25 protein-coding genes are annotated in these 26,915 nt (G+C 66.8%); all 25 read right to left on the reverse strand.

Going from position 1 to position 26,915, the window contains the following annotated elements:
• Positions 1 to 459, reverse strand: a 459-nt coding sequence (locus ON27_RS38730) for a histidine phosphatase family protein (RefSeq protein ID WP_043739156.1), incomplete at its 3' end; no start/stop codon positions are given.
• Between the two features lie 145 nt (positions 460 to 604).
• On the reverse strand, positions 605 to 1,300 hold the full coding sequence (locus tag ON27_RS40980) for a phosphotransferase (protein ID WP_043739038.1): 696 nt from the start codon (positions 1,298 to 1,300) through the stop codon (positions 605 to 607).
• A complete protein-coding gene (locus tag ON27_RS38740; protein ID WP_051047554.1) occupies positions 1,297 to 2,112 on the reverse strand; it encodes a class I SAM-dependent methyltransferase in 816 nt (271 codons plus the stop codon). Before ON27_RS38740 ends, ON27_RS40980 begins: the two co-directional genes overlap by 4 nt.
• A 28-nt stretch (positions 2,113 to 2,140) precedes the next feature.
• Positions 2,141 to 2,659 carry a P-loop NTPase family protein gene (locus ON27_RS38745; protein WP_043739042.1) on the reverse strand — a complete coding sequence of 173 codons (519 nt, stop codon included), beginning with the start codon at positions 2,657 to 2,659 and terminating at the stop codon, positions 2,141 to 2,143.
• 11 nt (positions 2,660 to 2,670) lie between these two features.
• A complete protein-coding gene (locus ON27_RS38750; protein ID WP_218003126.1) occupies positions 2,671 to 3,759 on the reverse strand; it encodes a glycosyltransferase family protein in 1,089 nt (362 codons plus the stop codon).
• Positions 3,741 to 5,468, reverse strand: a complete 1,728-nt coding sequence (locus tag ON27_RS38755) for a carbamoyltransferase family protein (protein WP_051047556.1) — start codon at positions 5,466 to 5,468, stop codon at positions 3,741 to 3,743. The genes ON27_RS38750 and ON27_RS38755 overlap by 19 nt, the downstream gene beginning before the upstream one ends.
• Positions 5,465 to 6,430, reverse strand: coding sequence for a thymidylate synthase (locus ON27_RS38760; protein WP_043739045.1), 966 nt, complete (start codon positions 6,428 to 6,430; stop codon positions 5,465 to 5,467). Before ON27_RS38760 ends, ON27_RS38755 begins: the two co-directional genes overlap by 4 nt.
• The gene (locus tag ON27_RS38765; protein ID WP_444543656.1) at positions 6,427 to 7,497 is read right to left on the reverse strand and encodes an NAD-dependent epimerase/dehydratase family protein; all 1,071 of its coding nucleotides are present in this window, start codon (positions 7,495 to 7,497) and stop codon (positions 6,427 to 6,429) included. Before ON27_RS38765 ends, ON27_RS38760 begins: the two co-directional genes overlap by 4 nt.
• Complete coding sequence (locus ON27_RS38770; RefSeq protein WP_051047558.1) at positions 7,487 to 8,806, reverse strand: cytochrome P450 family protein; 1,320 nt, start codon at positions 8,804 to 8,806, stop codon at positions 7,487 to 7,489. Before ON27_RS38770 ends, ON27_RS38765 begins: the two co-directional genes overlap by 11 nt.
• A 173-nt stretch (positions 8,807 to 8,979) precedes the next feature.
• Positions 8,980 to 10,572 carry an FAD-dependent monooxygenase gene (locus tag ON27_RS40685; RefSeq protein WP_051047559.1) on the reverse strand — a complete coding sequence of 531 codons (1,593 nt, stop codon included), beginning with the start codon at positions 10,570 to 10,572 and terminating at the stop codon, positions 8,980 to 8,982.
• Positions 10,573 to 10,596: 24 nt separating this feature from the next.
• Entirely contained in the window at positions 10,597 to 11,394 is a 798-nt protein-coding gene (locus tag ON27_RS38780; protein ID WP_043739049.1) for an SAM-dependent methyltransferase, read from the reverse strand.
• 419 nt (positions 11,395 to 11,813) lie between these two features.
• Complete coding sequence (locus tag ON27_RS38785) at positions 11,814 to 13,307, reverse strand: flavin-containing monooxygenase (RefSeq protein ID WP_083888187.1); 1,494 nt, start codon at positions 13,305 to 13,307, stop codon at positions 11,814 to 11,816.
• A gap of 80 nt (positions 13,308 to 13,387) precedes the next feature.
• Entirely contained in the window at positions 13,388 to 14,053 is a 666-nt protein-coding gene (locus ON27_RS38790; RefSeq protein WP_157227962.1) for a GNAT family N-acetyltransferase, read from the reverse strand.
• Between the two features lie 60 nt (positions 14,054 to 14,113).
• Positions 14,114 to 14,977, reverse strand: coding sequence for an MBL fold metallo-hydrolase (locus ON27_RS38795; RefSeq protein ID WP_051047560.1), 864 nt, complete (start codon positions 14,975 to 14,977; stop codon positions 14,114 to 14,116).
• A gap of 251 nt (positions 14,978 to 15,228) precedes the next feature.
• Positions 15,229 to 16,158: a hypothetical protein gene (locus tag ON27_RS38800; protein WP_043739056.1), complete on the reverse strand. Its 930-nt coding sequence runs from the start codon at positions 16,156 to 16,158 to the stop codon at positions 15,229 to 15,231.
• Positions 16,155 to 17,099, reverse strand: coding sequence for a hypothetical protein (locus tag ON27_RS38805; protein ID WP_157227963.1), 945 nt, complete (start codon positions 17,097 to 17,099; stop codon positions 16,155 to 16,157). The genes ON27_RS38800 and ON27_RS38805 overlap by 4 nt, the downstream gene beginning before the upstream one ends.
• The gene (locus tag ON27_RS40690; RefSeq protein WP_083888170.1) at positions 17,096 to 17,992 is read right to left on the reverse strand and encodes a DUF4913 domain-containing protein; all 897 of its coding nucleotides are present in this window, start codon (positions 17,990 to 17,992) and stop codon (positions 17,096 to 17,098) included. Before ON27_RS40690 ends, ON27_RS38805 begins: the two co-directional genes overlap by 4 nt.
• A complete protein-coding gene (locus ON27_RS38815) occupies positions 17,989 to 19,866 on the reverse strand; it encodes a type IV secretory system conjugative DNA transfer family protein (protein ID WP_043739061.1) in 1,878 nt (625 codons plus the stop codon). Before ON27_RS38815 ends, ON27_RS40690 begins: the two co-directional genes overlap by 4 nt.
• Before the next feature lie 44 nt (positions 19,867 to 19,910).
• Entirely contained in the window at positions 19,911 to 21,005 is a 1,095-nt protein-coding gene (locus ON27_RS38820) for a hypothetical protein (RefSeq protein ID WP_043739064.1), read from the reverse strand.
• Positions 21,006 to 21,287: 282 nt separating this feature from the next.
• Positions 21,288 to 22,259, reverse strand: coding sequence for a hypothetical protein (locus ON27_RS38825; protein ID WP_043739067.1), 972 nt, complete (start codon positions 22,257 to 22,259; stop codon positions 21,288 to 21,290).
• 12 nt (positions 22,260 to 22,271) lie between these two features.
• On the reverse strand, positions 22,272 to 23,210 hold the full coding sequence (locus ON27_RS38830; protein WP_157227964.1) for a hypothetical protein: 939 nt from the start codon (positions 23,208 to 23,210) through the stop codon (positions 22,272 to 22,274).
• Positions 23,211 to 23,272: 62 nt separating this feature from the next.
• Positions 23,273 to 24,178: a hypothetical protein gene (locus ON27_RS38835; RefSeq protein ID WP_043739071.1), complete on the reverse strand. Its 906-nt coding sequence runs from the start codon at positions 24,176 to 24,178 to the stop codon at positions 23,273 to 23,275.
• 48 nt (positions 24,179 to 24,226) lie between these two features.
• Positions 24,227 to 25,336 carry a hypothetical protein gene (locus ON27_RS38840; protein ID WP_157227965.1) on the reverse strand — a complete coding sequence of 370 codons (1,110 nt, stop codon included), beginning with the start codon at positions 25,334 to 25,336 and terminating at the stop codon, positions 24,227 to 24,229.
• On the reverse strand, positions 25,303 to 25,848 hold the full coding sequence (locus tag ON27_RS40695) for a hypothetical protein (protein WP_157227966.1): 546 nt from the start codon (positions 25,846 to 25,848) through the stop codon (positions 25,303 to 25,305). The genes ON27_RS38840 and ON27_RS40695 overlap by 34 nt, the downstream gene beginning before the upstream one ends.
• Positions 25,845 to 26,813 carry a hypothetical protein gene (locus tag ON27_RS38850; RefSeq protein WP_043739076.1) on the reverse strand — a complete coding sequence of 323 codons (969 nt, stop codon included), beginning with the start codon at positions 26,811 to 26,813 and terminating at the stop codon, positions 25,845 to 25,847. The genes ON27_RS40695 and ON27_RS38850 overlap by 4 nt, the downstream gene beginning before the upstream one ends.
• Positions 26,814 to 26,915: the final 102 nt, after the last annotated feature.

A 26,915-nucleotide genomic window follows, 5' to 3' on the forward strand; every position in this document is an offset into this window, starting at 1 on the left:
GAGTATGAGGATGCGTTGCTGTGGGTGCTGGTCGATGATGCGACGGAGCGCGTTGGTGGCGCGATGCAGGTAGCTTGACCAGGTCTCGGAGTTCTCGGCGTAGGCGTGGTCGGGGTCGTGCTGGGGTGGGCCGCCGAAGGAGTCTTTCACTCTGCGCCACAGCTGCCCATCGGCGTCGCCGTGGTCGGCTCCGCGCAGCTCAACGTCGATGACCACGGCGACATCGAGGACTTCGGTGACGATCGCCGCGGTTTCGCGGACCCGCCGCCGTGGCGTGGTGTAGACGATGTCGAAGGCGCGGGCTGCGTGTTCCCGCGCGAGGCGGGCGGCGAGCTGGTGGGCTTGGCGGCGCCCGTGATCGGTGAGGCCGGTGCAGCCACAGTCGCCGCCGACTATTCCGTGGACGTTGCAGATTGCTTCGCCGTGGCGAGCGATGAGCAGTTCGGTCGTAAACGGCATCGGAGTGTCCTCCAGGTCGAGGGTGCGGGTAGTCGCTGGTTATTGCCGCTGGGCGGCACCGTCCCGCTGTTGTCCACGAGGAGCTGGTCGAGACGGACGCCTGGTCTGTCGCCGGGAATCGGTTGAGTCAGGTTGAGCGTTGCGGTTACCGGGTCGAGGTCCTTGGCGGCCACGGTCGGACATCGACCCAACTGTGGCGGTAGCCGTTGCGATGCAGGTATGGGGCGGTGAGGTGATGGTGAATCTCTGCGTACCGCTGCAAACTCGGCAGTGAGCAGCGAGCCTCGTACGGTAGATGGCTGTTGTATGAGCCCAGGGCGTGCTCGACGGTGGCGGGGTGGAGCCGGCCGTGTGTCATAGCGGTGCTGACGATGAGTTTGGCCAGGTCGTAACCGAACGGTGCGAGGGTCAGGTCGTCGAAGTCGATGACCGCGACACCCTCGTCGATGAGCAGGAAGTTGCGGATGTTCGAGTCCTTATAGAACGCCACCGGCCGAAGCGGCAGCGGTGCAGCGGCTTGGGCGAGAACGTTGCGGCGGGAGGACACAAAGTCTTTGATGAGCAGATCACCCATGCGGACGGGCCGGTCGAGGCGGGCATCGAAAAAGTGCCGCTGGTGTGCGATGTGATGGGTGCGGCCGACCGCGTCGGCGAGTCTGATCAAGTCGTTGGCGCCTGGCTGGTGGTGGCCGAGGTGCTCGAAGACCAAGCAGTGGCTGCGGGATTCGAGTAAGGCCGGGACACGTACTGCGCCCAGGTCTCGCATCCATGCGTGGTGGGCCGCTGCTGCGGCAGCCCGCGACGGATCGGCATAGTGCTTGACGTAGACCGAGCCGGTCATGGTGTTCTCGCCAAGACGTAGGTGACGGTAGATGTCGCCAGGACAGGCCAGTGCGGCAGCCGACGAAGCTGTGCGACCAGTCGTGATGTGTCCCGGAAGGTTTGGGACATCGAGTATTTCGGCGAGGTTGCTACGTAGGAGGCCAGCGCGTCGGGGCTATCGAAGCAGAATTCGTGACGTTGGTGCACGACGTCCTCGACGAGGAGGGTCTCGGCAACGATGTCGGCTGCGTTGCCGCTGTGGAATGCCTGGTACAGGCTGGGGCGTGCGGTCGCGTGCGGGTCGAGTTCGATACTGGCGATCACGTCGTCGAGTTCGGCGTAGCTGTCGGCTGATTTGGTGGCCAGGACGGCGCGCCCGCCGGGTGCGAGGCTGCGGTTGATTTCGGCGAGCACGGTCTGTGGGCGCGGTGAGTGGTAGAGGCAGAACGCGGCCACGGCCAGGTCGAGGCATTCTTCGGCCAGCGGCAGGCTGTGGAAGTCCGCGACCACCGGGATGACGACGTGCCCGGCGTCGCGGACACGGCTTGCGGCGATGTCCAGTAGCGGCTGCGAACGGTCGAGCGCGATGAGCCTCCTGGGTCGCAGTGCCGTGGCCAGATGCAGAGTGCTGGTGCCGCGCCCGCAGCCGATGTCGCCCACGACGCGGGGAAGCGTGGCGGCTCGGGCAGCGAGATCGACGATGGTGTCGGCGGCGTCGGCGCCGCTGACCTTCGCCGCGTGCAGCGCGCTGGTGCGTTGGGTCAGTCGCGTCGCCGAGCCGTAGAGGTGGCTGGTGAGGAGGTGGGGGTCGGTGAAGGGGGTGGCGGGCATGGACAGGTCGCCTCCCTGGCGAGTGGAGTTAGCGCCGTGCGGAATACTCCGCGTGCATGGACCGCAGAAACCGTGCGCTGTGTCGGCGGCTGCGGAGGGTGATCAGATGGACGTGGACGCCGTGCTCGGCGAGTAACACGTGAATTTTGGGGCGCATGGTTTTGCGGTATCCCCAGATGTAGCGCACGAAGTTCCAGGTGATGCGGTCGTAGACGCCGTTGGGGTGTTGTCCGCCGCGGTAGCGCAGGCGGCGTTGAAGGATGCCGAGCAGACATGTGAGAGCGGGTAGATCGAGGAAGATCACGGTGTCGGCGGCCTGCAACCGGATCGGCAGAGTGCTCGCGTAGTTGCCTTCCAGCAGCCAGCGTGGTTGCGCGACCAACGCTTGTTGCCGCGCGGCGAACTCGTTGGGCTGCATCGGGTTCCAGTCGGCGTCGTAATAGATGCTGTCGAGGTGGGTCACCGGTAGTTCAAGCAAGGCGGCGATCTGGTTGGCGAGGTAGGTTTTGCCGGAGCCGCCGCAGCCGAGGATGGCGATCCTGTCCATGCGTGCAGACCCTATGTCCCACCGGTTGCCGCAGGGGCAGGCGGCCCGGTCATGGCACCGCCAACGGGCGCGTGTCGGCTGGTCAGCACCGTGTCGAGCAGGTCGAGTTGCCTCGAGAGCCGGAATACCGACAGCTGGTCCAGACAATCTTCGAGCAGTTCGGTGTGACGCGGGCCACCAGCCGTCGCGTGTAACTCACTTATGCGTTGGGCTGCGGCCGCGCCGTCGTCGATGTGCAGCGAGGTTGGGGTGAAGGTGTTGGCGCTGCGGATCGAGGCTGGTGTGAGTGGCAGGCATCCGGCGGTGACGGCCTCGATGATCCGCTGAGTCATCTGCCCGACCGCGCCGTAACGGTCGGGAAGCAGCAAGATCGTGGTCAGCGCGCGACCGTAGATGGTGGCGACCTGGGTGAACGGCACCCGTCCGATGAACCGCACATGCGGCCAGGCTGCGGTATCGGTCCATTTCCCGGCGACCAGGTGTGGATGGACAGCGGCGGCCGGTGCGAAGTAGATGTCGAAGGCGTCGTCGCGGTCGTACTGGTTGCCGACGTAGGCCAGCGCCAGATCCCGAGGCCGGGCGCACAGCTTCGCGGCATCGGCGTTGTCGAGCACGGTGTCCTCGACTGGAAACAGCAGCGACACCGCTCCGCGGGTGGGGTGCAGTGCCGCCTCGCAGATCACGACGTTGTGCTGAGCGCGCAGTGGATCGTTGATGGGCAGACGGCGGTCTTTGTCCCAGATGATGGTGCGCACACCGCGGCGGGTGTAGTGGGCGAGCAGCCGATGTTGGCGGTGCAGGTCGCAGGTGTGGCCGGGGCTGGCGCAGGTCGTGGTGTTGCGGCCGGGGATCGGCCAGCGCCATTCCAGGAATAACACGTCGATGTCGGGGAATCCGCTGTCCCACCGATAGGTGTCAGACAAGTCCAGCCCAGCTTCGCGGTGGTCACGGTTGGCTTGCAGGAACACCGGTTGATGCCCTCGCTGACAGAGGCCGTCGATAAGGATGCGGCGGTGGCTGCGGCCGCCGTCGGGAGTGTCGAGGATTCCAGGGCCGAGGAAGCCCCAGAAGCTGTAGCCGATCAACATTTCGTGATCCACCAGCCTTCCATCATCAACGCGTCGAGGCCGCTACCGAGCAGGCAGTCCAACGCCATATCGGGTGTGCCGCAGATGGGTTTGCCTTTGACGTTGAGTGAAGTGTTGATCAGCACCGGAATGCCTGTGAGTCCGGCAAATTCGGTGAGCACCGCAGCCAGAAATGGGTTCTGCTCGGCGGTGACGGTTTGCACTCGTGCGGTGTCGTTGGCGTGGATGACGGCGGGGATCTTGTTGCGGGTCAGCTCGGTGACGCCGGATGCGAACGACATGAACGGTGCGGGCTGACCGAGGGTGAAGTACTGCGCGGCGGCCGACGCCAGCACTACCGGCGCGAACGGCCGGAACGGTTCGCGGAACTTCACTGTGTCGTTGAGGCGGTCGACGACATCCGGCAGCAGCGGTGAGGCGAGAATCGAGCGGTTGCCTAGCGCTCGCGGTCCCGCTTCCAGCCGCCCGTGGAACAGTCCGACGATGCGCCCGTCGGCCAGCTGCCGGGCGAGGTACCGCGCGGGGTCTTCGCGGCGCTCGGCTGTCGTCCCGCTCCGTGGTGTGGGCGGCATGCGCAGCTGGGGGTAGGTCGGACCCAGGTAGCAGCGGTGATCGATGCCGGTCGGCAGAGTGGGTTGGCGTCGGGTGTGCAGTTCTATCGCCGCGCCGATGGCGGTGCCGGAGTCACCAGGTGCCGGGGGAACGTGGACTTCATCGAACAGGCCGCTGCCGATGATCTTCGCCACGGCGACGCAGTTGGCGGCCACACCACCACCAACGCACAGCAGCCGCGACCCGGTCAGTGTCCGTGCCCGGCGGGCCAGGTGCAGCAGGATCTGCTCGGTGCGCTGCTGCAAAGCGGCAGCCAGATCTCGGTGTACCTGGCTCACCGGCTCGCCGCCGCTCCGGGGTGGGCAGCTCATTCTGATGAACGCTTCGCTCAGGCGCCGGTAGCGGCTTGACATCACCCGTAACGGGACCAGAGCCGGGTCGAGAGTGAACCCGGTGTCAGTCAGGGGCATTGCGTCGGCGAACAGTCCTGCGAATCTGGTCGGGTCACCGAGGGCGGCCAGCGCCATGACGGTGCCTTCCTCGTCGCCACGGCGCCAGCCGAGGTGTTCGGTGACCGCCCCGTAGACATAGCCGAGGGACGCCGGGTCGGCGATGGCCTCGACGATGCGGTATCGAGCCGGGTGGCCGCTGGCGTGGCCGATGGTGGTGGTGTGCGATTCTCCGAGGCTGTCCACGATGAGCACCGCCGCGTCGTCATAACCGGAGGAGGCGAAGGCATATAGGCCGTGAGCACGGTGATGTGACACCGGCCGAGTCTGTGCGTACGGAAACCGTTGCGAGATCTGCTGAACGCGCGCCCGCGTACGGGCAGCGACCTTCGCGAAACTCACAGCCCGCGGCAGTGCGCGTGTACGGCTGTCCGGTCCCAACAGATGGCCCGGAAATTGCTGCAGAGCAGTGAGATAGCGGTGCGGCTGGAAGTTGTAGGCCACGACGTCGATGTCCGCAGCTGAGAGCCCATTTTCCTTCAGCAGCCAGTTCACGCCGCGGGCAGGATAGGCGTTGGTGTGCTTGTCACCGGTGAGGCGTTCCTCCTCCACGAATCCTGCCAGCCGACCGTCGATCAACAGTGTTGCCGCCGAGTCGTGGGTAAACGCGCACAATCCCAGAATCCGGCCCGGAGCTGACGTCGGCGTGCGCGCGGTCACTGGATCGCTCCTGGCGCACCGGCTGCCAGCACACGAGAGGCGTCCAGATGCTGGTACCAGGATTCGAGGGCACGCCCCAGTTCACCGGGCACTTGGCGCGCAATCGCGCGGGCGTCGGCGCGGGCACCGTCGCTCCACTGCCCGTAGCTGCTCATCACACCGGCGAACGTCGCCCATATCGGGCACTCGGTGTCCGATACGTTCCCCACGATGGTGGCGCCCAGGACAGTGTCGAACCGATCCCAGGCCACCGCCAGCGCCGGCATGGCGGCAGACGCTGGTGGCTTCAGGGGGATGTCGGCCGCGGCGGTGATGTGGTTGTCGTAGAGGTGCAACGAGTCTACGAAGTGGTGGTATTCGCCGACCTCGACCCGCAGCCATCCGGCGAGCAGTTCCTGCAAGATGGTGGTCGCGAAGATGTCGTACGGGAAGCCCAGCCACAGATCCTGGCTGCGCATCGTGGTGTGCATATGTAACTGGCCGTCCCGGATGAAAAACCGGTAACTCAGCGTGCAGGGCACGTCGCGGTGTCCGCGTGTGTCCCGCTCGGGATCGAATAATTGGACGACTGCTTGGCGGGAGTCGCGGTCGCGGGTGAGGATGGCTCGTACCTGGTCCAGCTGGTCGATCCGTCCATGCCAGCGACGCATTCGCGGACCATACGCGCCTTGCAGTCGTCCGTCGTCGGTGTAACGGGTCAGGTTACGGTTGTAGCGGAAAATCCACGGATCGTCGGACCCTGACAAGATCCACAGCGTTTCGGCCACCGCGAACGCTGGATTGATCACTCGCGTCGGTGGGAGGTTGACCAGTCGGCGGCGTGGATTTGTTAGATGCAGGTGGGCTCCGAGGACCTCCATCGTTGCCATCCCCCGAGGACTCACCTTCGTGCCGTCACGCCGCACCGCTCGGCAGGCTGCGGCGAACAACTCGTTTGCCGAGTCGGCGGTCACATCGATCATCGGATCTCCTTGAATCTTCTGAGAAGCAGGCCATCTCGTACAGCTGCCGGTAGCTCGACGAGCCAGCTGGCCTGCCGACGCATCCCTTCTTCCAGCTCAACCGATGGTCGATATCCGAGGAACTCGCGAGCTCGCCGGAGATCCGCGCGGGTAGAGGAGACGTCTCCGGCCTGCTCGGGCATGCGCTCAACCGGGACCGTCCGCCCGGTGACCGCCTTGGCGAGCTCAAAAACCTCCTGCATGGAGGTACTCACCCCGCCTCCGACGTTGAAAACTTGGCCGTCGACCTCGACGGAGTCGGCGGCCAACGTCGCCGCGATGACGTCATCGATATAAGTGAACTCTCGATGCTGGCTACCGTCGCCGAACAGCGGGATCGGCACACCGAAGATGCAACTCAATAGTGCCTGGTTGATAGCCATTCCTGGCCGCTGCCGTGGCCCGAATACCGTGAAATACCGCAATGCAACGACGCTCAATGTTGTGTCCGCCCGCGTCGCGTGTGCCAGGGACAACTGTTCGGCCGCGAGCTTGCTCACTCCATACGGCGAGATCGGAGTGGTCGGATCGAATTCGCTACTGGGGCGACCGGCGTCGCCGTAGACACTCGAGGACGACGCAAGTACCAACCGCCGGACCCCAGCTTGCTCACTCGCGTTCAGCAGACGCTGGGTCGCAGTGATGTTCGATCGGACGTAGTCGTCGAACCGCCGACCCCATGAGTCCCGAACACCAGGCACGCCCGCCAAGTGGAAGACCACGTCGACACCCGAAAGCAGCCCACCCAACTCGGCGTCGGCGAGGTCGAGCTGGTGCAGTTGCAGCCCCGAATGTTGCACTGCGCGAGCTAGGTTCGCTGCGACTATGGGATTTCGATCGTCACGGCGATCCAGGGCGACCACCTCGTGCCCCTGCTCCAAAAGAACGTCTACGAGGTGAGAACCAATGAAACCAGCCGCGCCGGTCACTGCCAGGCGCCTCGTAGAGACGCGACTGTTTGTTCCCGGACCGGAAAGACTCGTCCCAGCGGGCGGCGTCGGGAGATGCCGCTGAGCGTTATTTGACAACGTAAGCCTCGCTACACCGTGTTCGATAGCTGTCCGGCTGGGATTGGGACCCGGTGGTGAGTTGAGGGATTTCGGGGAAGATCACCGGCAGTTGTTGGAGAGCTCGGTGGAAGGGGCCGGGCCGCCAGGTCAGCTCGTTCGCGGGTACGGCCAGCCGTATGTCTGACAGGGCGTCCAGCAGTTGGTCGATGGCCTGGTGTGCGACGAGGTAGGCCACGTCCTTGGCTGGGCAGACGTGCGGTCCAGCGCCGAATGCCAGATGGGAGCGGTTGCCGGTCAGTTCACCACCGGCGATGTCGGGGTCACGATGACAGGCGGCGATGCCGATGAGGACGGGCTGTTCAGCGGGTACCCAGGTTTGGTCGAGCATGATCGGTTGGCGTGGGTAGGTGGCGCAGAAGTTCGCCATCGGCGGGTCGGCGAACAGCACCTCGTCGAGGGCGTCGCGGGTCATCAACGATCCGCTGAGCAGGCCGCCGCCGAATCGCCCATCGGTGAGCATCAGCAGCAGGGTGTTGGTTATGAGGTTGCGTATCGGTTCGATGCCCGCGCCGTAGAAGCTCAGCAGCTGAGCGAGCAACTCGCGATCGGTGAAATTGGCGTGGTGCAGCGCCAGCCGGGAGGTGATGTCGTCGCCAGGGTCGGCGCGCTTGTGCCGGATCAGCTCGATCAGCGCCGCGCTGGCCCTGGCCATCCCCGCGGCGGCGTCGGGGCCGGAGTCGAACCGCGCGGACATGCCGGCCGCGACTTCGTTGCCGATCTCGGGTGAACAGCCGATCATGTGGTTGAGGACATCGAAGACGAGCGGGAACGCGTAGTCGGCGGCCAGGTCGGCGCTCCCGCGACCGCAGAAGGTGTTGATCCGCGGGATCGCGAGCGCTTCGACCAAGTCCTGTAGGCCATGCAGATCGATCTGCGCGATGGGATCCGACGAGGCTTCCCGGTAGCGGTCGTGCGCCGATCCGTCGTGGAATCGGGCGGCGGGCTGCCACCCCAGCATCGCGCGAATCGGTGAGTCCTGCGGGATTGTTTTCTCCCACTTGCGTGGGTCGGCCGGGAACCGTGCTGGGTCGTGCAGGATGTTCACGGCCGTGCGGTAGCCGAGCACCAGTGTCGCCGGGACACCAGCTGCCAGCTCGACCGGCGCCAACGGCCCGAACCGCTGACGCATGGACTGGTAGGTGCCGTGCGGGTCAGCGGCGAACTCCGGGCTGTACAGAGATACCCGGTGGCCGTCGCCAGTGTCGTAGGGTGTCCCGTGCCCGGCGGGGCATCGGTCAGGCACCATCGGGTTCGGCGGGATGGTCATTGACGTAACTCCAGAGAGGATGCAGGGGTGGGCAGGCACGACTCGGGGCAGGCCCGCAGGCCGTCCAGAAGGCGTCGAGGTTCCGCGAAGCGCGGCATAGCGTCGTTGCGCGCGGGCAGGGCGAGCCCGCTGTGGGCGGTGAATAACTGCGGCGTGTGCCGCGATGTGGGCGGCTAGGTCAAGACAGCGCCGAGGGAATTGAGTAGTGGCTCCTGCTCAGGCAATCCGCACAGTGCATGGATGTGGCCGTCGGGGTACAACAGGCAAAGGGTGTCGGTGTCCTCGGCGCCGTACAGTTTGTGAGCGGCGAAGCTGTCGGCGACGATGGCACCGTCGGGCGCGGCGGCACGCTGATCGGGCGAAGCGATCACTGTGCACCGCACTCGATCACCGAAACGCCGCGCGACCCGGCTTTCCAATGCTTTCACTGCGGATGCCGAGTGGGCGTCACGCTGGAATACGAGCAGCGTATGTCCGGGATGGTGCAACAGTGCGTGCAGGCGTTGCCGGGATGTCAGAGCAACGTCGGGTGCGCGGTCACCAGCGGCCAAGCCACCGAGTGGGGTGAGCCCCGGCACTTGGGAGACTGTGTGCCGATAGGTAGTGCCGATTCCAGATATTCCATTCACCGCTTGCTCGACGAATCCCGGTTCCCGAATGATCGCCAGACGCTCGGCGATCGGCGTGCCGTGCGCCATGAGCAGGTCATGCAGCGTCTTCGTCCTTTGGATCGTCCGTTGCGCTGCCTCGCGTCGCTGCGGCTCGTAGGTGCAAAGAAGGTCCTCGGGGGCTTCTCCCCTGGTGACCAGGGCGAGCTTCCAGGCGAGGTTGTAGGCATCCTGCAGGCCCAGATTCATCCCTTGCGCGCCGGCAGGTGAGTGGTGGTGGGCGGCGTCCCCCGCCAGGAACACGTTGCCGCGCCGATAGTCGCTGATGCCGATGCGGATCGAGAAGTTCGACGCCCATTCCGGCCGGCCGAGGGTGACCGTGCCGTGGAAGCAGCGGTCGAGCACCGCCTGGAACGCCTCCTGCGTGATCTCGGTTCCGGGATTCTCGCTCATATCGCTGACCAGCAGCCGGTAGATGTCGCCGGGCATTGGTATGAACAACGTCATTCGGTCGGGCTCGACGAGGTAATCGAGGTCTTCCGCAGACAGTGGGAGCCCGGATATGGGCGCGTCGGTCATTCTCATCTGGTCGGCGTAGTACTCGCCGCTGACGACGGGCATGCCCATCTGACGACGGACGGTGCTGTGCACTCCATCGCACCCGATCAGCCGCTCGGGATGCAGGATCTCCTCGCGACCATCGGCTTTGTTCACCACTCGCGCGGTGACGCGACCGGCACTGTCGGTGCTGACGGACAGCAGTTCGGTATTCCACTCGATCGTGCCTCCGAGTGAGGCGTGCTTCTCGTGCAGGATCCGCTCGGTCTCGGCCTGGCTGATGTTGAGCATGAAGGGATAGCTGCTGTCGAGTTGCGTAAAGTCCAGTCGCGCAACCTCGCCTGTGCCCACGAAGTGATAGTTCATCCGACGAGCACGGCGACCCCGCGCAACCAATCGGTCAGCGATCTCCAAGTGGGCGAGCAGTTCCAGCGAACGCGGATGCACGACACAGGCGTTCGATGTCTCCGCCGGACCGCCCGCCTTGTCGATCACGCGGCATGCAACTCCCCAGCGTCGCAGGATAGTGGCGGCCAGCGACCCGACCGGTCCCGCGCCGACGATGAGAATGCGGTTGCTTTCTTCGGAATGATGAGACATGGATTCGGCCTTCCTTATCCAGGGCTATGGTTTGCGGGCAACCGCGCCGTAGGCGGAGATCGGGCGGGTTTCACCGACCTCGGTGGTGCCGCAACGCCATTGGGTGATGGACGCGAAGCCGGGCTCGACCAGCTGCAGTCCGTCGAAGACGGCTTTCAGCTGCGCCTGCGGGCGCGGAACATAGGGTGTGCCGCCGGTGCCGGTGTAGTTCTGGCACAAGGTGACGTACGCGCGGCTGTCGTCGGTGCCGTCCCACAGCGCCAGATAGCTGCCCGACGCGACGGCGTCCATGATGGTGTGCACGATCCGCAGCAGCTCGTCGTAGGTTTTGGCGTGGCCGAGCACGCCCATGAACATCACGGCGACCGGCTCGTGGAAGTTCAGAACATGCTTGGCGTCGGCGATGATCCGTTCGGGATCGTGGTAGTCGGCGTCGATGTAGGTGACCACGCCCTCGGCTGTGGTGGAGGTGAGCAGCGCCCGCGCGTGGGTGAGGACCAGCGGGTCGTTGTCGACGTAGACGATCCGGGCCTCTGGCGTGATGGCTTGGGCTATCTCGTGGGTGTTCTGCATCGTCGGCAATCCCGTTCCGATGTCGAGGAATTGCCGCACTCCGGCCTCGTGGGCGAGGTAGCGCACAACGCGGATGAGGAATTGCCGGGACTGCACGGCCATGGTGGTGATGTCGGGATCCACTTCGATGCCGGCATCGCCTGCGATGCGGTCGATCTCGTAGTAGTCCTTGCCGCCCATCCAGTAGTTCCAGATCCGCGCCGAATGCGGGATGTCGGTCCGGAGGAGAGGGCTGTCGTCTTCGCACATGGATTGGCTCCTATTGGTGCGGGTAATCCGCGGTGATAGGCGCAGCGATACGCCGGATTCGCCACTGAATTGGGGTCCGCAGCTCAGCCGCAGGTGCCGTTGCCTAGGAGGCGGCATTCGGTGTGACGCCGGTGGTCGCCGTCGTTGGATGGGTGCCGGGCGTGGCTGCAACCCACGCCCGAAACGGCATAGCCGTTTATTCGGGCGGAAAGAACCCCACCGTCACCTATCAACCGGTCGGCAGCTGCGGAGGACTTGACGGTAGCCGTTCCACACGGCTGGTAGCCGCGACATCAGCCGCTGTCCTCACTTCTCATAGCAGCTAGCGTCGCGCGCACGACATCATCGGCGCTAACAACGCAGTGTTGTACAACGCTCGGTTGTGATGAACATCGTTGTGTTCTCCTTACTTGAAGGGTCTAAGACGCTGCTCGAGTGGACATCGGGGGACGCGTTCGGTTTTCGCGGTGGGTCTGCGGTGGGACGGTGGTGAAGACCGTTTCCGGTGCGTGGCGCGTGAATTGTTCGAACGCCCTCGCTGAGGCCGGCCACGGGTTGGTGACCCGTCCGGTGGGATGCTTGAACCAGCTCGGCCCGGCGAGCGGCCACACTGTGTGGTCGATGGCGTGGTCGAGCCATCGTTGATAGCGCCGCATTGCGTTCGCGTCGATTTCGACCGCTTCGGCGCCGATGTCTTCGCGCCAGCGCAAGCAGCGGATGATGTAGTCAATTTGGTGTTCCTTCATCACCGGGTTGCTGCCTGCCGGGTTGAAGGTGTTCGGTCCGGCGATGAGGAACGCGTTCGGGAACCCTGGCACCGCCACTCCGAGGAAAGCGCAGGCACCCGAGGACCAGTGTTCGTGCAGCACCAAGCCGTTCCGGCCGCGGACAGCGACCGGTACGAGGAATTCCGGTGCCCGGAATCCGGTCGCGTAGATGATCGCGTCGGCTCGGTGGTGGCTGCCGTCGGCGGTGTCGAGTCCGTCGCTGGTGAACCGGGTGATCGCGGCGGTGATGAGTTCGACGTTGGGCCGGGTCAGCGCCGGGTAGTAGTGGCTGTCGAGGATGATGCGTTTGCCGCCGATCGGATAGTCGGGAGTCAGTTGCGCGCGCAGCACCGGATCGGGAATCTGCCGGTGCAGATGCCAGCGGGCAAAGGTTTCGGCCGGGCGTGCCGACCAGCCGCGGCGCATGATTGGCGCGAGGACAGCGTCCGCGCCGCGATGCAGGGCCTGCCGGTAGCGGTGGTGGGCGCCGGGCAGGCGCAGCACGGCACGCGCCAGCGGCCCGAAGTCCGTGGCGGGTTTGGGCAGGACCCACTGCGGTGTCCGTTGGTACACGCCCACATGCCGCGCGGCCGCGGCAAGGGTGGGCAGTATTTGGGCGGCGCTGGATCCTGTGCCGATCACCGCGACATCCAGGCCGGACAAGTCGATGTCGTGATCCCATCTCGCGGTGTGGAACACCGGCCCGGTGAACTGCGCCCGCCCGGGATAGTCGGGGATGTTCGGTCGGTGCAATTGCCCGACCGCGAAAACCACAACCTCAGCCACTATCTGCTGCCCGGACACGGTCGTGAGTCGCCAGCGACCCCGATCATCGAGGTAGGTTGCCTCGCTGATCGCGGTGCCCAGCCGCAGATGTGCGGTGAGCTGGTGTTCGCTGACGACCTGTCGGAGGTAGTCGAGAATCCGCGGTTGCCCGGGGTAGCGGGTCTGCCCGTTGCGGTAGGGCGCGAAGGAAAACGAGTACAGGTGCGCCGGGACGTCGCAGTTGCAGCCGGGGTAGGTGTTGTCGCGCCAGACGCCGCCGACGTCGTCGGCCTTCTCGTAGATGGCGAAGCGGTCTATGCCCGCGCGGCGCAACGCCACACCCATACCGATCCCGCCGAAACCCGCACCGATGACAGCCACCTGCACGTCCTCGGGTTCGGCACCGCTCGGAGGCACGACGCAAACGGGTGACGGCGAAGAGTGCCGTTCGGGTGTGGCGTTCACTGGTTCACCACCCGATGAAACAGCGTTTCCCCCGGCAGGGGCGCGACGTAGGCGGGCAGATCGATGAGTGCGTTCATCTGCAGCGGTGCATCCGGTTCGGACACGTTCATGCCGTTGCGGTGGTAGAACTCGGCCAATCCTGGTGCGTCGGTGTTGAACTGGCCGTAAACCACGCTCGCTCCCGCATCGCAGGCGGTGGTGAGAGCGTGGCTCAGCAGCGCGGTACCGATACCGCAGCGGCGCCAGCCGGGCTTAACCGCAAGGGCGTGGATCTTGATCGTCGCCAGCGCCGCTTGCAGGACGGTCGCGGGGCCCAGCATCGCCAGTTGTGCGCAGAGGAAGAACGACGGTCCCGCTGCCAGGCCGCCGATGGGGCGGTTGTCGGCGACGGCGACCAGAGCCATCGTGCGCGCGGCCAGCAGCGTGGGGATGCCGCCGGGGATGCTCGGGTCGTTCACCTTCTCCGCGGCGTAGCTGCGGGTGAGGCCGGTGGAAAGGATGCCTGCGTCGGCGACCTCGACGAGGTTGCGTCCGGCCGGGCGTGATTGCGGCACACCAGCGAGGTGATGCCATTGGGTGAACTCCAGCAGTTCGGCGCGGGCACTAGCGGGGCGGACCTGCACGATGGCGTGAGCGGGAGTTGTTTCGGTAGCGGGTTGCACGGGATGTCTCCGATCGAGAGTTGAGGTGAACTGGGCAGACGGCGTCCGAGTGGGTGTGCGCTATTCGGGCTGCCAGAGCAGCTGGCCTGTGTGGGCTGTGGTGACTCGGCCGAGTTGGACGTCGGCGAAGTGCAGGCCGAAGCCGAGGGTGCCGGGGGTGGCGAGTTGGTCGATGACGGCGCGACTGGTGATGACGGATTGGGCAGGGTCGTCGTCGATGGCCGCGGTGAGTTCTGGGTGGGTGATTTGCAGGGGGGTTTGCATCGCGTCGCCGAACACGAGCAACCGGTGCCCGGGTGAGGTGATCACGTAGCCGAGGTGCCCGAAGCTGTGGCCTGGGAGGGCCAGGGCGTGGACGCCGGGGAAGATTTCCTCACCGTCGGTGATGGTGCGGACTTGGGCGGTGAAGATGTCGAGCATCTCGGTGCTGGCGCCGGTCGCGGCGGCGAGGCGGCGGTGCTGCCATTCGGTGTCGCCGATCAGGACGGGGATGTCGGCGAACGGGCTGGTCGCGGCGTCGGGGGCGGCCTGCCAGAGCCAGCCGATGTGATCGAGATGCAGGTGGGTGATGGCGACGAGTTCGATGTCGGCCAGGGTTTTGCGCGCGGCGGAGAGGCTGTCGAGCAGTTGCCCGCCGCGCATCAAACCGAACTCGGTGGGGACGGCCAGCGGTCCGAAGCCGGCGTCGATGAGCATGGCTCGGTTGCCGTGTTCGATCAGCAGGGCGCCGATGCTGGCGATGAGGTAGCCGTCGGGGTTGATCAGATGCGCGTGCTCGGCCCAGATGTGGTCGTCGGCGTCCGGCAGCCACGTGTGGGGTTCGAGCAGGGCGACGCCGTCGGGGAGGTAGGTGATGCGGTGGTCGCCGAGCTGGTGGTGATGGAGGGTGGCGGGGCGGGTGTAGTGGTCGAGGCTGAGAGTCATGATCGGGTCTCCTGATGTCGGGTTTCGGGGTGGGTGTGGTCGCCGCCGCGACGCGCGGCCCTGTAGGGCAGTGGGTCGGTGTGCTGGGGGGCGGGTGGAGTCGCGGCGGCTGGGCGGTCGGGTCACGGCGCGACCTCGCGTGTGGGTGCGCGCGCCCGGTGTTCTGTTGCGGGCTCCGCGGATTCGGAAAACGGCATGGGCTTCTCGCAGGTGGGATCGAATGCGGGCAAGGGAGGTCTTGCGGCGTCCGGTTACGGATCGGGCCCGGTGTCCGGGTACGCCGCGACCGCGGCGGTCTCGCCTGCGTCGACGCCGGTGGTGCTGTCCCAGCTGTCGGTCGCGGCCTCAGGGATCGCGGCGTCGACTGCGGCATTGATCTGAGCCCCGGCCTCGGATTGCCCCCGGATCGCGGTGTCGAGGGCGTGGCGGGCTTGTTCGATGAGCGCTTTCGGTGTCGGAGGCTGCTCAGCATCGGGGTCTACGGTGGTGATGTCGCGGTCGATGCGACGGAGGCTTTTCAGCGAGCGCCGCACCCCATCGGCGATGGCGGTGCTGGTGTAGCTGCGCCAGTGGGTATCGAGGTCCTCGCGGCTATAGCGCAAGTAGCCCTCGACCCGCTCGGCGAGGTCCGTGGTGGTGTTGAATGCTCGGGCGCGGGAGCGTGCGCCGAGGCCGATCGAGGTGGCGGTGCGATCAGCGCGGGTCCACAGCGCTTCCATGTTGCGCCGCAGCTGTTGGGCGGCGGCAGGGTCCGGCTCGGCGTCGGCGGTGTTGATGCCGAGGAGATGGTCGCGGGCGACGGTGAGGGCGGCCATGTCGGTGAGCTGACGCATGTCGTCCGCGACGCGGGGAGTGTTTCGTCGTCCGGGCGCCGGGCGTGGCGCCGGGAGCAGGTGGTCGTCGTTCCATGCGCGGCCGGATTCGGCGAGCCGCCGCACAACCCCAATCCAATCGGCCGGCACACCACGATTACGGGCTTGGATCTCCGCCAGACTGCGTTGCCGGTCGACCGCGGCGATCTGCTCGAACACCGCCGTTGTCGCGGCGGCCTCCGTATCGGTGGTCAGGAGGGTGGCGCGCAACTCGTTGGCGTCGGCGGCCAGCTGGTGGATGCGGCGCAGAAGAGTCGCGTGTTCGGGTGGGATGTCTCCGCTGCGGATGCCCGGTTGTGGGTGGGTCATTGTTCGTATCCCTCGCCTGGTGAGGAGAACTGCGGCGCGCCGATGTCGTGGTCGGTCATGGGGTCGTTCACCCATGCCTGGGTGTCGGCGGCGTGGCTGAACACCGCTGTGGCGCGGTCGGTTTCGGTGTCGTGGACGGCTGTGCCGGTGGGAATCGCGGCGTCGACCGCGGCGGCGATGTCGGCGCCGGTGGTGTTAGCGGACTGGAACAGAGGCGGCGGGAGCGTCAGCCCTGTCGTGATCGCGTGTACCAGCTCTTCGTGGGCGCACAACGCCGCCGCGGTGTCGATCGCGATTCCGGCATTGTTCAATGCGGTGGCTTGCAACGCGTAGGAACGAGTGTCGGTGCGGGCGATCTGCTGCCAACGCTGTGCCACCTGTTCGGCGGGAAGGCCGTCGACGGACGCGAGTGCGGCGTGAGCCCACTCCCCCGCGTCACCCCACAGGTCGTGGCCTTCCTCGCTGGTGAGGCCGAGCAGGTTGGCCACCGCTGCGGTTCGGTAGCGCAGGGCACGCAGGTTGCCCTCGACTTCGGCGACGATCGTGGCGTCGCTGGATGGGTTGATCCGGTCGTTTACGGTGTGCAGGGCGGTCCACTCGCGCAGCTGGTGCACGTCGGCGGACAGATCGCCGAGGACGCGGTCCCAGTCGGTGGGTTCGGGGGTGCGCAGGTAGAGGTCGGCGCGCCAGTGGGTGCCGCGGTCACCGCGTTCACGCACGTGGTCGATCCACACGCGCGGCACCCCACCCGCGGAGGCGGCATCGATCAATGCCTCACGCAGGAGCGCGCGGCCTTGATAGTCCTCATACCAGGACTGCGGCGGGGTTTGCCCGGTCTGCCGCTGGCGTTCGGTGGCGGTAGCCACCATCCGGTTGAGGAACACCGTTTGGTTCTGCAGAGCTTTCAGCACCGCTGCCTGCGCCCGTGTCGGTGCCCTCACGGCCCCGCCCCCGGGGTGAGGCCGTCGCCGAAGGCGCGGAAGTCGGGACCGAACCCGAGCCGCTCGATCGGGGTGCTCGCTCCGGGCGCCCCGAACCACGCGGCCGGGACCGGTTCGGCCAGGAGGCCGGGGGTGTCGATGTGCTGGTCGGGGGTGCAGCGGTGCAGGGGGCCGTTGGCGGCATCGAGGATGTAGCGCATGTGCGGGTCGATGTGGCGGGTGAACAGGGTGCTCATCGCGGATTTGTCTTGCGCCACGCGGGCGGCTTCGAACCCCCGGTGCAGCCCGGCGAAACGGACCGCCACGGCGCGATGCTCCCACCACCGGCGACACCACGTGTATTGGCCTTCGCGGTTGTTGGCCGCGATCCGCACCGAGGTCACCGGCAGCAGCCACTGCTGCACGAACAGACTCCAGTGTTCGAACAGCGGCGGCGGTCCCTTCTGCTCCTGGCCGTCTCCGTTGGTGGTGGGCTGGGAGGGTGTGAAGTACCGAGTGGGGACCGGCTCGAATGGCAGGCTGGGTGTGGCGATGTGGGTGGTGCGGGTGCAGCGGTGCAGGGGGCCGTTGGCGGCGTCGAGGATGACTTTGAAGTGGGCATCGACGTGGGAGAGCACGAAGGTGCTGAAGCCGTTACCGGTACGGGTGCGTTTCTGCGCTTCGAACGCGGCGTGCAGGTGCGCGATGCGCACCGCGACCGCGCGGTGTGCCCACCACCGGCTGCACCAGGTGTAGGTGTTCTCCCGGTTGGCTTCGGCCAACCGGACGCTGATGAACGGCCAGAACCACTTCTCGGCGAACTCGGTGAAATGCTGATACGACGGCGGCACCGGCTTGTTCGGCACGTTCTTCCCCGCCGCAGGGTTCCCCGTCGCCGAGGTTGGCGCGCTCACGAGCGCTCACCTCCGTCGGCCGGATCCCCCTCGGGACCAATGACTGGCGCCGTGCTCTGATCCGCCGCTTTCCGGAACCGCTCGAGCGACTTCCGGATCAGGGGCGCGTATTCGGTGTCCGACCACCAGATTTTGCGCACCACGACCGGTCCGTGGTTCGGAAGCCGGACCAGGGCGCGGTCTTTCGGCAGGGCTGCCAGCAACGCGGTGTCGAGGATGGGTTCAGCGCGCCAGGACACGGTGCGGTTGGTGCCTTGGGCGCCGCGGCTGTGGGAACGATCGGCGACGTCGTGCGGTCCGGTCATCGCCGACCAGTGCTCCAGATAGTCGGTCGCGGCGATCCCGCCGCCGTAGACCTCGATCGACTGGGCGCGCATCGTCTTCAACCCGTTCGCGCCCCATAGATCTTCGCCTTGCTCGAGGACCTGAAGGATGGTCATCAACACGATCCCGCAACCACCGGCGTAGGTGTAGTAGGTCGGCAGTTCGGCGATGCGCGCGCAGTTGGCGGCCTCGTCCAGCACCGACAGCAACGGCACCGCCAACCGCCCATCCGGGCGAGCACGCGCCGCGTCCAGCGCGGCCTCCAGGATCTGCCCGACCAGCGCGGAGGTCAGGGGTGTGGCGCCGTCGGGGCCAGCCATCGACAGTGCATACAACGTGTCGGCCGACTCCACGAACCGCGCGGGTTCGAACTGCGGCAGGTCATGGGTGGGGTCTTGTTCGGTCCGGTCGATGACGACTTCGCTCTTGCGGGTCTTCTGGTCGACCGCCTCGCGGACCGCTATCCGCACCCGCCGTTGGGGTGTGACCATGCGGGCGTAGCCCTCGTCGGTGAGGACGTTCAGGAATCGCCTGGCCATGTCGAACAAGCCGTCGCGTTGGCGGCTGTAGAGCGCTTGGGATTCGAGGATGCGTTCGGCGGAGCGGTGGTGTCTGTAGTGGCGCAGGATCAGCGCCGGGGTCTGGTCCTGATCACGCCCGAGCCATTCGGCCACGTGCAGCAGATCCCCGCCTGCGCAGGCCGCGGCGTACAGATACAAGCTGAGCAGTTCTTGGGCGCCGCCGTCGAAGTAGGAGTCGACCTTGGCGTTGGCAGCTTGCGCCGCCGACCCGGAGGCGGCGGAGACGAAGAACCCGGCCAGCTTCCGCGCCTTGGGCAAGCTGGTGACCTGAGCCAACAAGTCGACCCAGAACCCGCATTCCACCTTCCCGGTCACCGCTTGCAGGTCGCACAACCAAATCTGGCCGCGCTGTTCACGCCCATACACGGTGTGCCGGTAGAGGTCTGGTTTGTTGCTGGTTGCCAAGCACGGGCCCCACGCTGAGAGCACAGCCGGGATCGCCCACGCCATCGTTTTGCCGGTGCGTGTGCCTGCGGCGATCGTCACCCCCAACTCGGCAGGCACGAATAGTTCCACCCCGCCGATGACGGTCTTGCCCAGCGGTGGTCCTTTGAGGGCTTGGATTTCCGGGGGCGCGTCGCGCAGCAATCGCTTGTTGGCGCGCAGGATGTCTCGCCTCCGCGCCATCCGAATGTCGCGGGGCCGTTGCATGGTGCGCGCGGCGGCGTCGATCTCACTGCCCGATCCGAATGTCCGCCACCCGAACACAGCCAGCCCGCTGCCGGCCAGCAGGTAGACGACAGCGATGAGGGTGGCTTGCCACGGCCATGGGTGTTGCCTGGTGGCGACCTCCAGCAGGGCACCGACGGGGTGGCGGGTGACGGGCAGTCCGGCCCAGCGGCTGCCCAGGCTCAGCGCTGACCACGCTGCCAGCGCCATCAGCGCCACTACGAGAAGCAGCAGCAGGAGGCTGGTTTCCTCGCCGAGTCCGCGTTTGGTGCGGCGGCGGGTTTCTCGGGTCGAGAACATGATGCGGTCCTTTCGAAGGGTGTGACGAGCGGCGACGGAGGGGTTCACGCCGTAAGGTCGGCCTCGGCACCGACCTCAAGCGACGGCGCGGGCTGCTCTTGGTGACCATCGGCCGGACTCCATGCGGCGAATCCGGCCTCGGGCAGTGCGGCGTCGATGGCCTCGCTCGTCTGTGCGCCTGCGGCGTAGTCGAGACCCGGCTCCGGGGTGAGGTCGACGAGGTGTTCAGCCGCGGTCGCGTCGCGTCCGGTCCACGGATCCGCCGCCGTCGTCTGTGGAAGGTTGGCCGGCGACTGGTGGGAATAGGTGCCTGCGAGTCCGGCGTGGTAGGCGGCCTCGATGTCGACCGATGATGCCGCGGCTGCTGCGGCGTCGACGCGGGCGGTGCGGGCGTCGTGCAGGAGGGTTTCCAGGCGTGCGAGGTGGGCTTGGTCCCGCTGGGAGGTGCCCGGCCACGCATCCGCCAGACGGGTGTGTTCAGCGGTCGCGTCTTGCAATTGCCGCAACGCCACGCGTTGGCGGGTGAGGCGTTCCTCGCGCCCGCTGTCGGCGTCTCCGGTTGCTTCTTCGGCCTCCAGCAGCTGGTCGGTGGCGGCGATGATCGCATCGACTTCGGCGAGGCTGGCCAGTTCCGGGCCGCTGCCGCCGAGCGCACGCTCGAGCACGCTGACGCGCTCCATCGTGCGCTCGGGTGAATGGGCAGGTGGCTGCCAGCGGGCGCCGTCTTGGTCGGAGCCGGTGGTGGTGGTTTCGATGTGGCCGGTGATCTCGGCGGCTTGGCGCAGGTTGCGCCACACCATCGGCTCGACGTCGAGGTCTCCCTCGAGGTTTGCGCGGGTGATGCGGTTGTAGGCGGCGCGGGTGAATTCCGGGCGCGCTTCCCATCCGGCGACCGCGGCTTGCAATTGTCCCCAAAGCCTGCGGTGCTCAGGTGATTCGTGGCGGCCCCACCGTGCGGCCAGCTCATCGGCCCATGCGGTGAATTGCTGCTGCTGGTCGGGGGTTTCGCCGTGGGGTGCGATCAACCGCAACTGGTAGTAGTGGGTGAAATCAGCCCGGATCTGGGCCTCAGTGGGGTCGGTGGCGTCGCGGTAATAGGCCGGATCGGTAGTGCCGCGTCGGGGATCGGGCCAGCTCATCGCTGTACCCGCCGATCATCGCGAAACATCGGTCGATGCTGGTGCGCAACAGCGGCATCAGGTGTGGTGTCGGACATCGTCGACCTCCGGTGAAGGAAGGGCGTGGACCGCGTTGCGTCACGTGACGGCGCGTGCGCGGCCTGGGATGTCCCCTGGCAGTGCGGGTTCGAACGTCCCGGTCAGTACCCGGTGACCAGAACGTCGACGAGAAATCGTGTGCGGTGAGTTCTTCGAGTCAGCAGATGGGTCGTCGGTAGGTGTGAGTTCCCTTCTCGAGTTCGGTCAGTACGGGGCGATACCGCGATCGGTCGTGCCGCCCGGTTCGGTGGCCGGGCCGGTGTGGTCGGGTTCGGTGTCCCAGACGTGTGTGCCGGCGGGCAGGGCGGCGTCGACGGCCTCGGTGATGGCGGCGGCGTCGGGGTTTGTTGTGTCGGCGTCCCCGAGGGCGGCGTCGATGAACTGGGCGCGCAGTGACGCCGCGGCGGTGTCGATCATCTGGTGTGGTGTCGGTGGCGTCAGCTCGGCGCCAGCGATGGGGGTGCCGGTATCGGGGTCGGTGGGAACGTAGGGCGGGATCGCCAAGTCGGGGCTCGGGGCAGCGTAGGCGTTCCATTGGGCCACCAAATCCAGCTCGTCGTAGGTTTCCAGATGCACCGCGTGCGTACGGCGCGCGCCTTCCGCGGCCGGCCCCCAGAAAAGGTCGGCTTCGGTGGCAGTGAACTTCGCGGCGTGCGCCAGCGCGGTGACCCGCTGGTGATACAGCTGCATGTTGCGCGAGAACTGTGCCGCACGAGCGGGGTCGGTGCCGAAACTCCAGCGCCCGGTGGAGATCCGGTCCGCACGGGCCGCTGCGAGCGCGGCCATCCGTTCCAGGTGCCACAGGTCGAGGCTGAGCATGTCGATGTAGAAGTCCTGGGCAGCGTTGTCGCGCATCGGGTTCTGCCGCACCCCGGCTTCCACCCGGGGTCGGGTGCTGGCGGTGCCGAGTTCGCGGGCATCGGCGATCCACGCCGGCTCGATCCCCGCGGTCAGCGCGGTTTGCTCAGCCTGCTCACGTTGCGCTTCCAGCCCGTCCAGATGCGCTTGCCACGCGGCCTGCTGGTCGCCGTCGCTGGTGAGCGCTTCGAACTTCTCCCACCCGGCATCGGCGATACGGGTGTGTTCGGCGGCCAGCAAACGGATGCGCATCAGCAGCTGCGCCTGCCACTGCGCCACTGTCTGTTCGGGCGAGAATTCCGATTCAGGAACGGTCATCGTCGTACCGCCTCACCAATCACGCTCGACCGACGACCCGGATTCCGGTGGCCGAATGTCGGGTTCGCTGGCCGGTTCGCTGTCCCACACCGCGGTCACGTCGGCAGGCAGCGCCGCGTCCACCGCCGCACCGATACCGGCCTCGGCGGCCACCTGCCCAGGTGTGATGGTCGACAACGCTTCGGTAGCGCGGTCGATGAGCAGGTGCGGGGTGGGTGGCGATGTTCCCGGTTCCTGCGTCATCGCCTGGTCGACGGCGAGTGTGTCGATGCTGCGCCGGACGTCGTGTTCGATGCCACGCCAGGCGTAGGTGCGCCACCGCTCTGATAAGGCGGTGTCGTCGTAGCCGCGCACGGTCACCGACACCAGCTTCAACCAGCCCGCGCCGTCACGCTCCCACAACTGCGCGCGTTCCTCAGCGCTCAACCCGATGACGTGGGCGGTTTCTGTCGCCCGGGTCCACAACGCGGCCATGTTCCGGTCGAACTGCTCGCGCGCGGCGGGGTCGTCGGCCACGGTGTCATCGAGGCCGCGCTGGCGGTGCTCGACCTTGACCGCGGCCATGTGCTCGAGCTGCCAGATGTCCGCGGCGATGCCTTCGACCATGTGCGCGCGCACCGGGTCTTCCCCGTGACGCATCGTGGGTGGGGAGTGCACGCTGTCGCCCCACCGCTGCCCGCGTTGTCCGGCGGCGCGGGCTGCGGTTATCGCCGTCTGCGGTAGGCCCACGGCGGCGGCGTGTATCTCGATCTCGCTGCGGTCAGCCTCCAGGGCGCGCAGGTGGGTGCGCCAGGTCTGCACTTGGATCTCGCCGCTGCCGTAGTGCGGCTGGTAGTTCGGATATCCCTGGTGCAGGACCCTGGTGTGGTCGGCGGTGGTGTTCTGGATGCGTTCGAGCAGCCGCAGCTTCCAGCTGGGCAGCCTCTCCAGATCAGGTATGGGACGACTCACGGGCATGAACCTTTCTTCTGCGATGCTGGGGCCTGCTGGTCTGGTGGTGCGTTCCGGGCGTGTCACGGCTCAGGTCCGGGGGTGAGTTCGGGCGGCGAGCCGGTCACCTCGAGCGCGTCATCGACCGGGTTAGGGTCCGCGCCGCGGGTGTCGGACAGGCCGGCGGCGTCGATGGCGGCGGTGATATCCGCGGCGTGCCGGGGGTCGCGGCCCGGGTCGACGACGATCAGCCTGGTGATGGTGCGGTCGGTGGCGGTGAGCGCGGCCGCGGCGTGTTCGACCATGCGGTCGGGTGAGATCGGCATCTGGGCGGTGATGTCGTCAGGGGTGATGCCCGCGGCTTGCAACACCAGCATCGGCATCGCCACGGCGGTGAAGTCCGCGCCCGCCACTTGCTTCCACCGCTTCGCAAGCTGCTGGTCGCTCTGCCCGCGCAGCTGCTGGGCTACCGTCGTTGCCCAGTGCCCGTATCCGCGCTGCCACACCTGGTGGCGTTCGTCCTCGCTCAATCCCAGCGCGTGGGAGACCGCGCCAAGGCGCTGCCAGGTCATGCCCATCACTCGCCGAAACCGCGCTACCGCGTCCTCATCGAGCGCGGCGCGGCGCGGGTAGGCGGCGCCGATCCCGGCCATGTCCTGCAACCGGTGAACCTCGCGTCGCAGCGCGGTAATCAGCGTGGCCCGCTCGACCTGCCCGGAACCGAGGAGGGCTTGTCCGGGCTGCCAGCGGGTGCCGCGTTCCCCGGCGGCGCGCGCGTAGTCGATCCACGACTTCGGTACCCCGACCGCCAGGGCGACCGCTTCGCACTGGTCGCGGGAGCGCTGCCCGATCCGTACTTGCTCCACCACTTCCGGTGGCGGACTGGTGTGACCGGCATGATGGGCGCGTTCGAGCAGCTGCTGGCTGTCGTAGGCGAGGTTCTGCACCGCTTTGAGCAGGTGCGCCTGCAACGGAGTGGGGGTGTCCATCTCACCGGCCTCCGCCCCGCCGCTGCGTTGCCTCGCTGCTTGAGCTGGTCATAACTCGTGACCAAGATCGGGTGTGGGCGGCATCGCAGCATCGGGGAGTTCGGCCTCGATCCCGAGTTCCAGCACCTGTGTCACGCCGTTGTCGGTGAGTCCAGCGGTATCAACCGCGTCGCCGATCGCCGACCCTTCACCCGATGCGGTGCCCGGCTCACCAATGAGATCAGCGAACTCGTGGGCAAGGTGCGTGGCGACCGATAGTTCCTCGGTCAGCCCGATGACGTCCTCGATCGCCACCGGCGACCGCTGGCGGGCAGTGCCCAGCGTGGAGTCGATGTCATCGACGAGGGTGGCGTCGATGATGGACGGGCCACTCTCGATCGCCAGCGGTGACAACTCATGCGCACTGCCGTCGACGGGGTCGATGTCATCGACGAGGGCGGCGTCGATGACGATGGAAGGATCACCGCCGGTGTCTTCGGTGAACCGCTCGGCGTAGGCATCGGATTCGTCTGCGTGCTGCTGCGATAGCCCTTCGGCGCCTTTCGCCGCAGCGAACGCCGCCGCCGAGGCCATCGCCTCCCCCGTATCACCGTGCGCACTCAACGTGTCGCTGAAACCAGCTGCACGGCGGCGGATGTCGCTGAGCAGCTTCTTGTATTCGACGTCGAGGCCGTGTAGCTCGTTGGCGCGGGTCTCCCGATTCTTGTAGGCGGTGATCTTCACGCCGTGAAGTTCACGGCTTTGTCTGCGTTCGAGCGAGCCCGCCATATTCCGCCGCGTGAGATCGGCGTCGGCACGTTCGATCTGCCGCTGCTTCTGCTGCTGTTCGAGCGTGTGCTGCTCACCGCCGCGCTGGATCCGAGAACGGACTTCCTCGACCCTGGCGCTGTTGAGGTCCCGCGCGTGACCTGCGACTTCCACCGCGTTGGTCACACGCACCCAGTGCTCGACCGAGGAACGGTGCTCTTTCGCGTCGGCGTGGCGTATTCGCTGGTCGGACTCCGCTTTCGAGCGGGCGTGTCCGCTCTGGCCACGCATCAGCGCGGCGGTTGTGTGCGCGGTTTGCAGGGCTTGGACGAATCCCTGGCGCATCGCCTGGCTGGATTCCTCGACCGGATCGCCAGTCACCCTGTCACCTCCAACCCCGACAGCAACCACGCCGACCGGTCGCTGGTGCGGGTGGTGTAGGCGTAAACGGCCCACCGGATTGGTAGCTGACCGGTGGGCTGCAGTTCGACCGCCAGCACCCGGTGCACGGAGGTAGCGGTGTCGGCCGGATGGTCGTCGCTGGTCACCCGTGCGGTGGTGGTGATGGTGGTGGCATCGGTGCGCCATTGCTGCCACTGAGCCGTGGTGACCGGCGCCCACACCACCGCCGCGGGTTCGGCGCGTTCGGCGAACCCGGGATCCAGCAACGCGCGCGCCGCCCGCAACGCTGCGCGCTGGTCGACCTGCTCGCTGGGCCGGTAACCGAACACCACCGTGACCGCCGCAGTCATGACCTGCGCGGGCGAACATGGGTCCACGCTGGTGAACGGTGTCGCGAAATGCTCCGCTCGGCAGAGTTGTTCACTATCCGCAGCGGGCGCCGTGATGGCTGCACCGCACCCAGCGACCGTTACCGCGACGACGCCGATGAACAATGCCAACGTGGGGATATGGGTGCTCACGGTTCACGCCCCGGCTCTCGTGGGAACCGCGCAGGGCCGGGCTCGGGTTCGTGGGCCGGTTCGGCGCTCCAGCTCAGCTCCAGCTCATCCGGGAGGGCAGCATTGACCGCCGCATCGTCGGGTGCCGTACTGGCCGTGTACTCGACGCCGTCGCCTTCGGCGCCGCTGTGCCACAGGTGATGCATCGCGTGCTGGATCAACTGCTGCGGCCGTGGCGGCAAAACCTCGGCGTCCAGGACCCGAGCCCGATGGCGGTCGATGGTGTCGCGGATATTGTCGACGCCGTCGCGCGCTTCCCGTTCGATGCCCGGCCAGGCGTGGATGCGCCACCGCTCCTCAAGAATGTCGGTGTCGTAGGTATGGACCGTGGCAGCGAGCAACACGCCCCACCCGTGCGCGCTCCTGACCCACAACTGTTCGCGTTCGCTGTCGAGAAGGTTGATCGCCAGTGCGAGCTCGCACGCGCGTTGCCATACCGCGGTCATGTTGTTGTGAAGATGGCTGGCCATGACTGGGTCGGGCTCGGAATGGATGCCGCAGCCGGCCATCCGAGCGCGGCGTGCGGCCGTGATCGCAGCCATGTGTTCCAGCTGCCACACGTCATCAGCGAGCAGGTTGAGGACCCAGACTCGGCGGGCTTCCGGCCCGCACGGCGGGCGCGGTGGCGCCGGGTCGCGCTCGGCCCAGCGCACACCTTGACGCCCCAGCAGCCGGGCGGCCTCAATCCACGGGGGCGGAACTTCCACTGCGCGAGCGTGAATCTGGGCCTCGTTCCGTAGTCCGTCCAACACCCGCAACCGGCTACGCCAGCTCTGGATTCGAAACTCTCCATCACCGCCAGGGGTGTAGGTCGGGTAGCCGCGCCGCAGCAGACGCGCACGTTCCACCGACAGCTCCTGAATGTCTTCCAGCAGCCGCGCCTTCCACGGCGGCAGGACCTCCCACGGCAGCCTCGTCTCGGTCACTGTCGGACCTCCGTGCCGCGGCCGCGCGAATGCGAACGGGACTCCTGTCGGTTCATAAGAACTCCTGATCGATGTGGAACGGCTCGTGTGGCGAGTCACGGT

It is taken from the genome of Nocardia asiatica NBRC 100129 (assembly GCF_000308415.1).
In the GTDB taxonomy this organism is placed as follows: Bacteria; Actinomycetota; Actinomycetes; order Mycobacteriales; family Mycobacteriaceae; genus Nocardia; species Nocardia asiatica.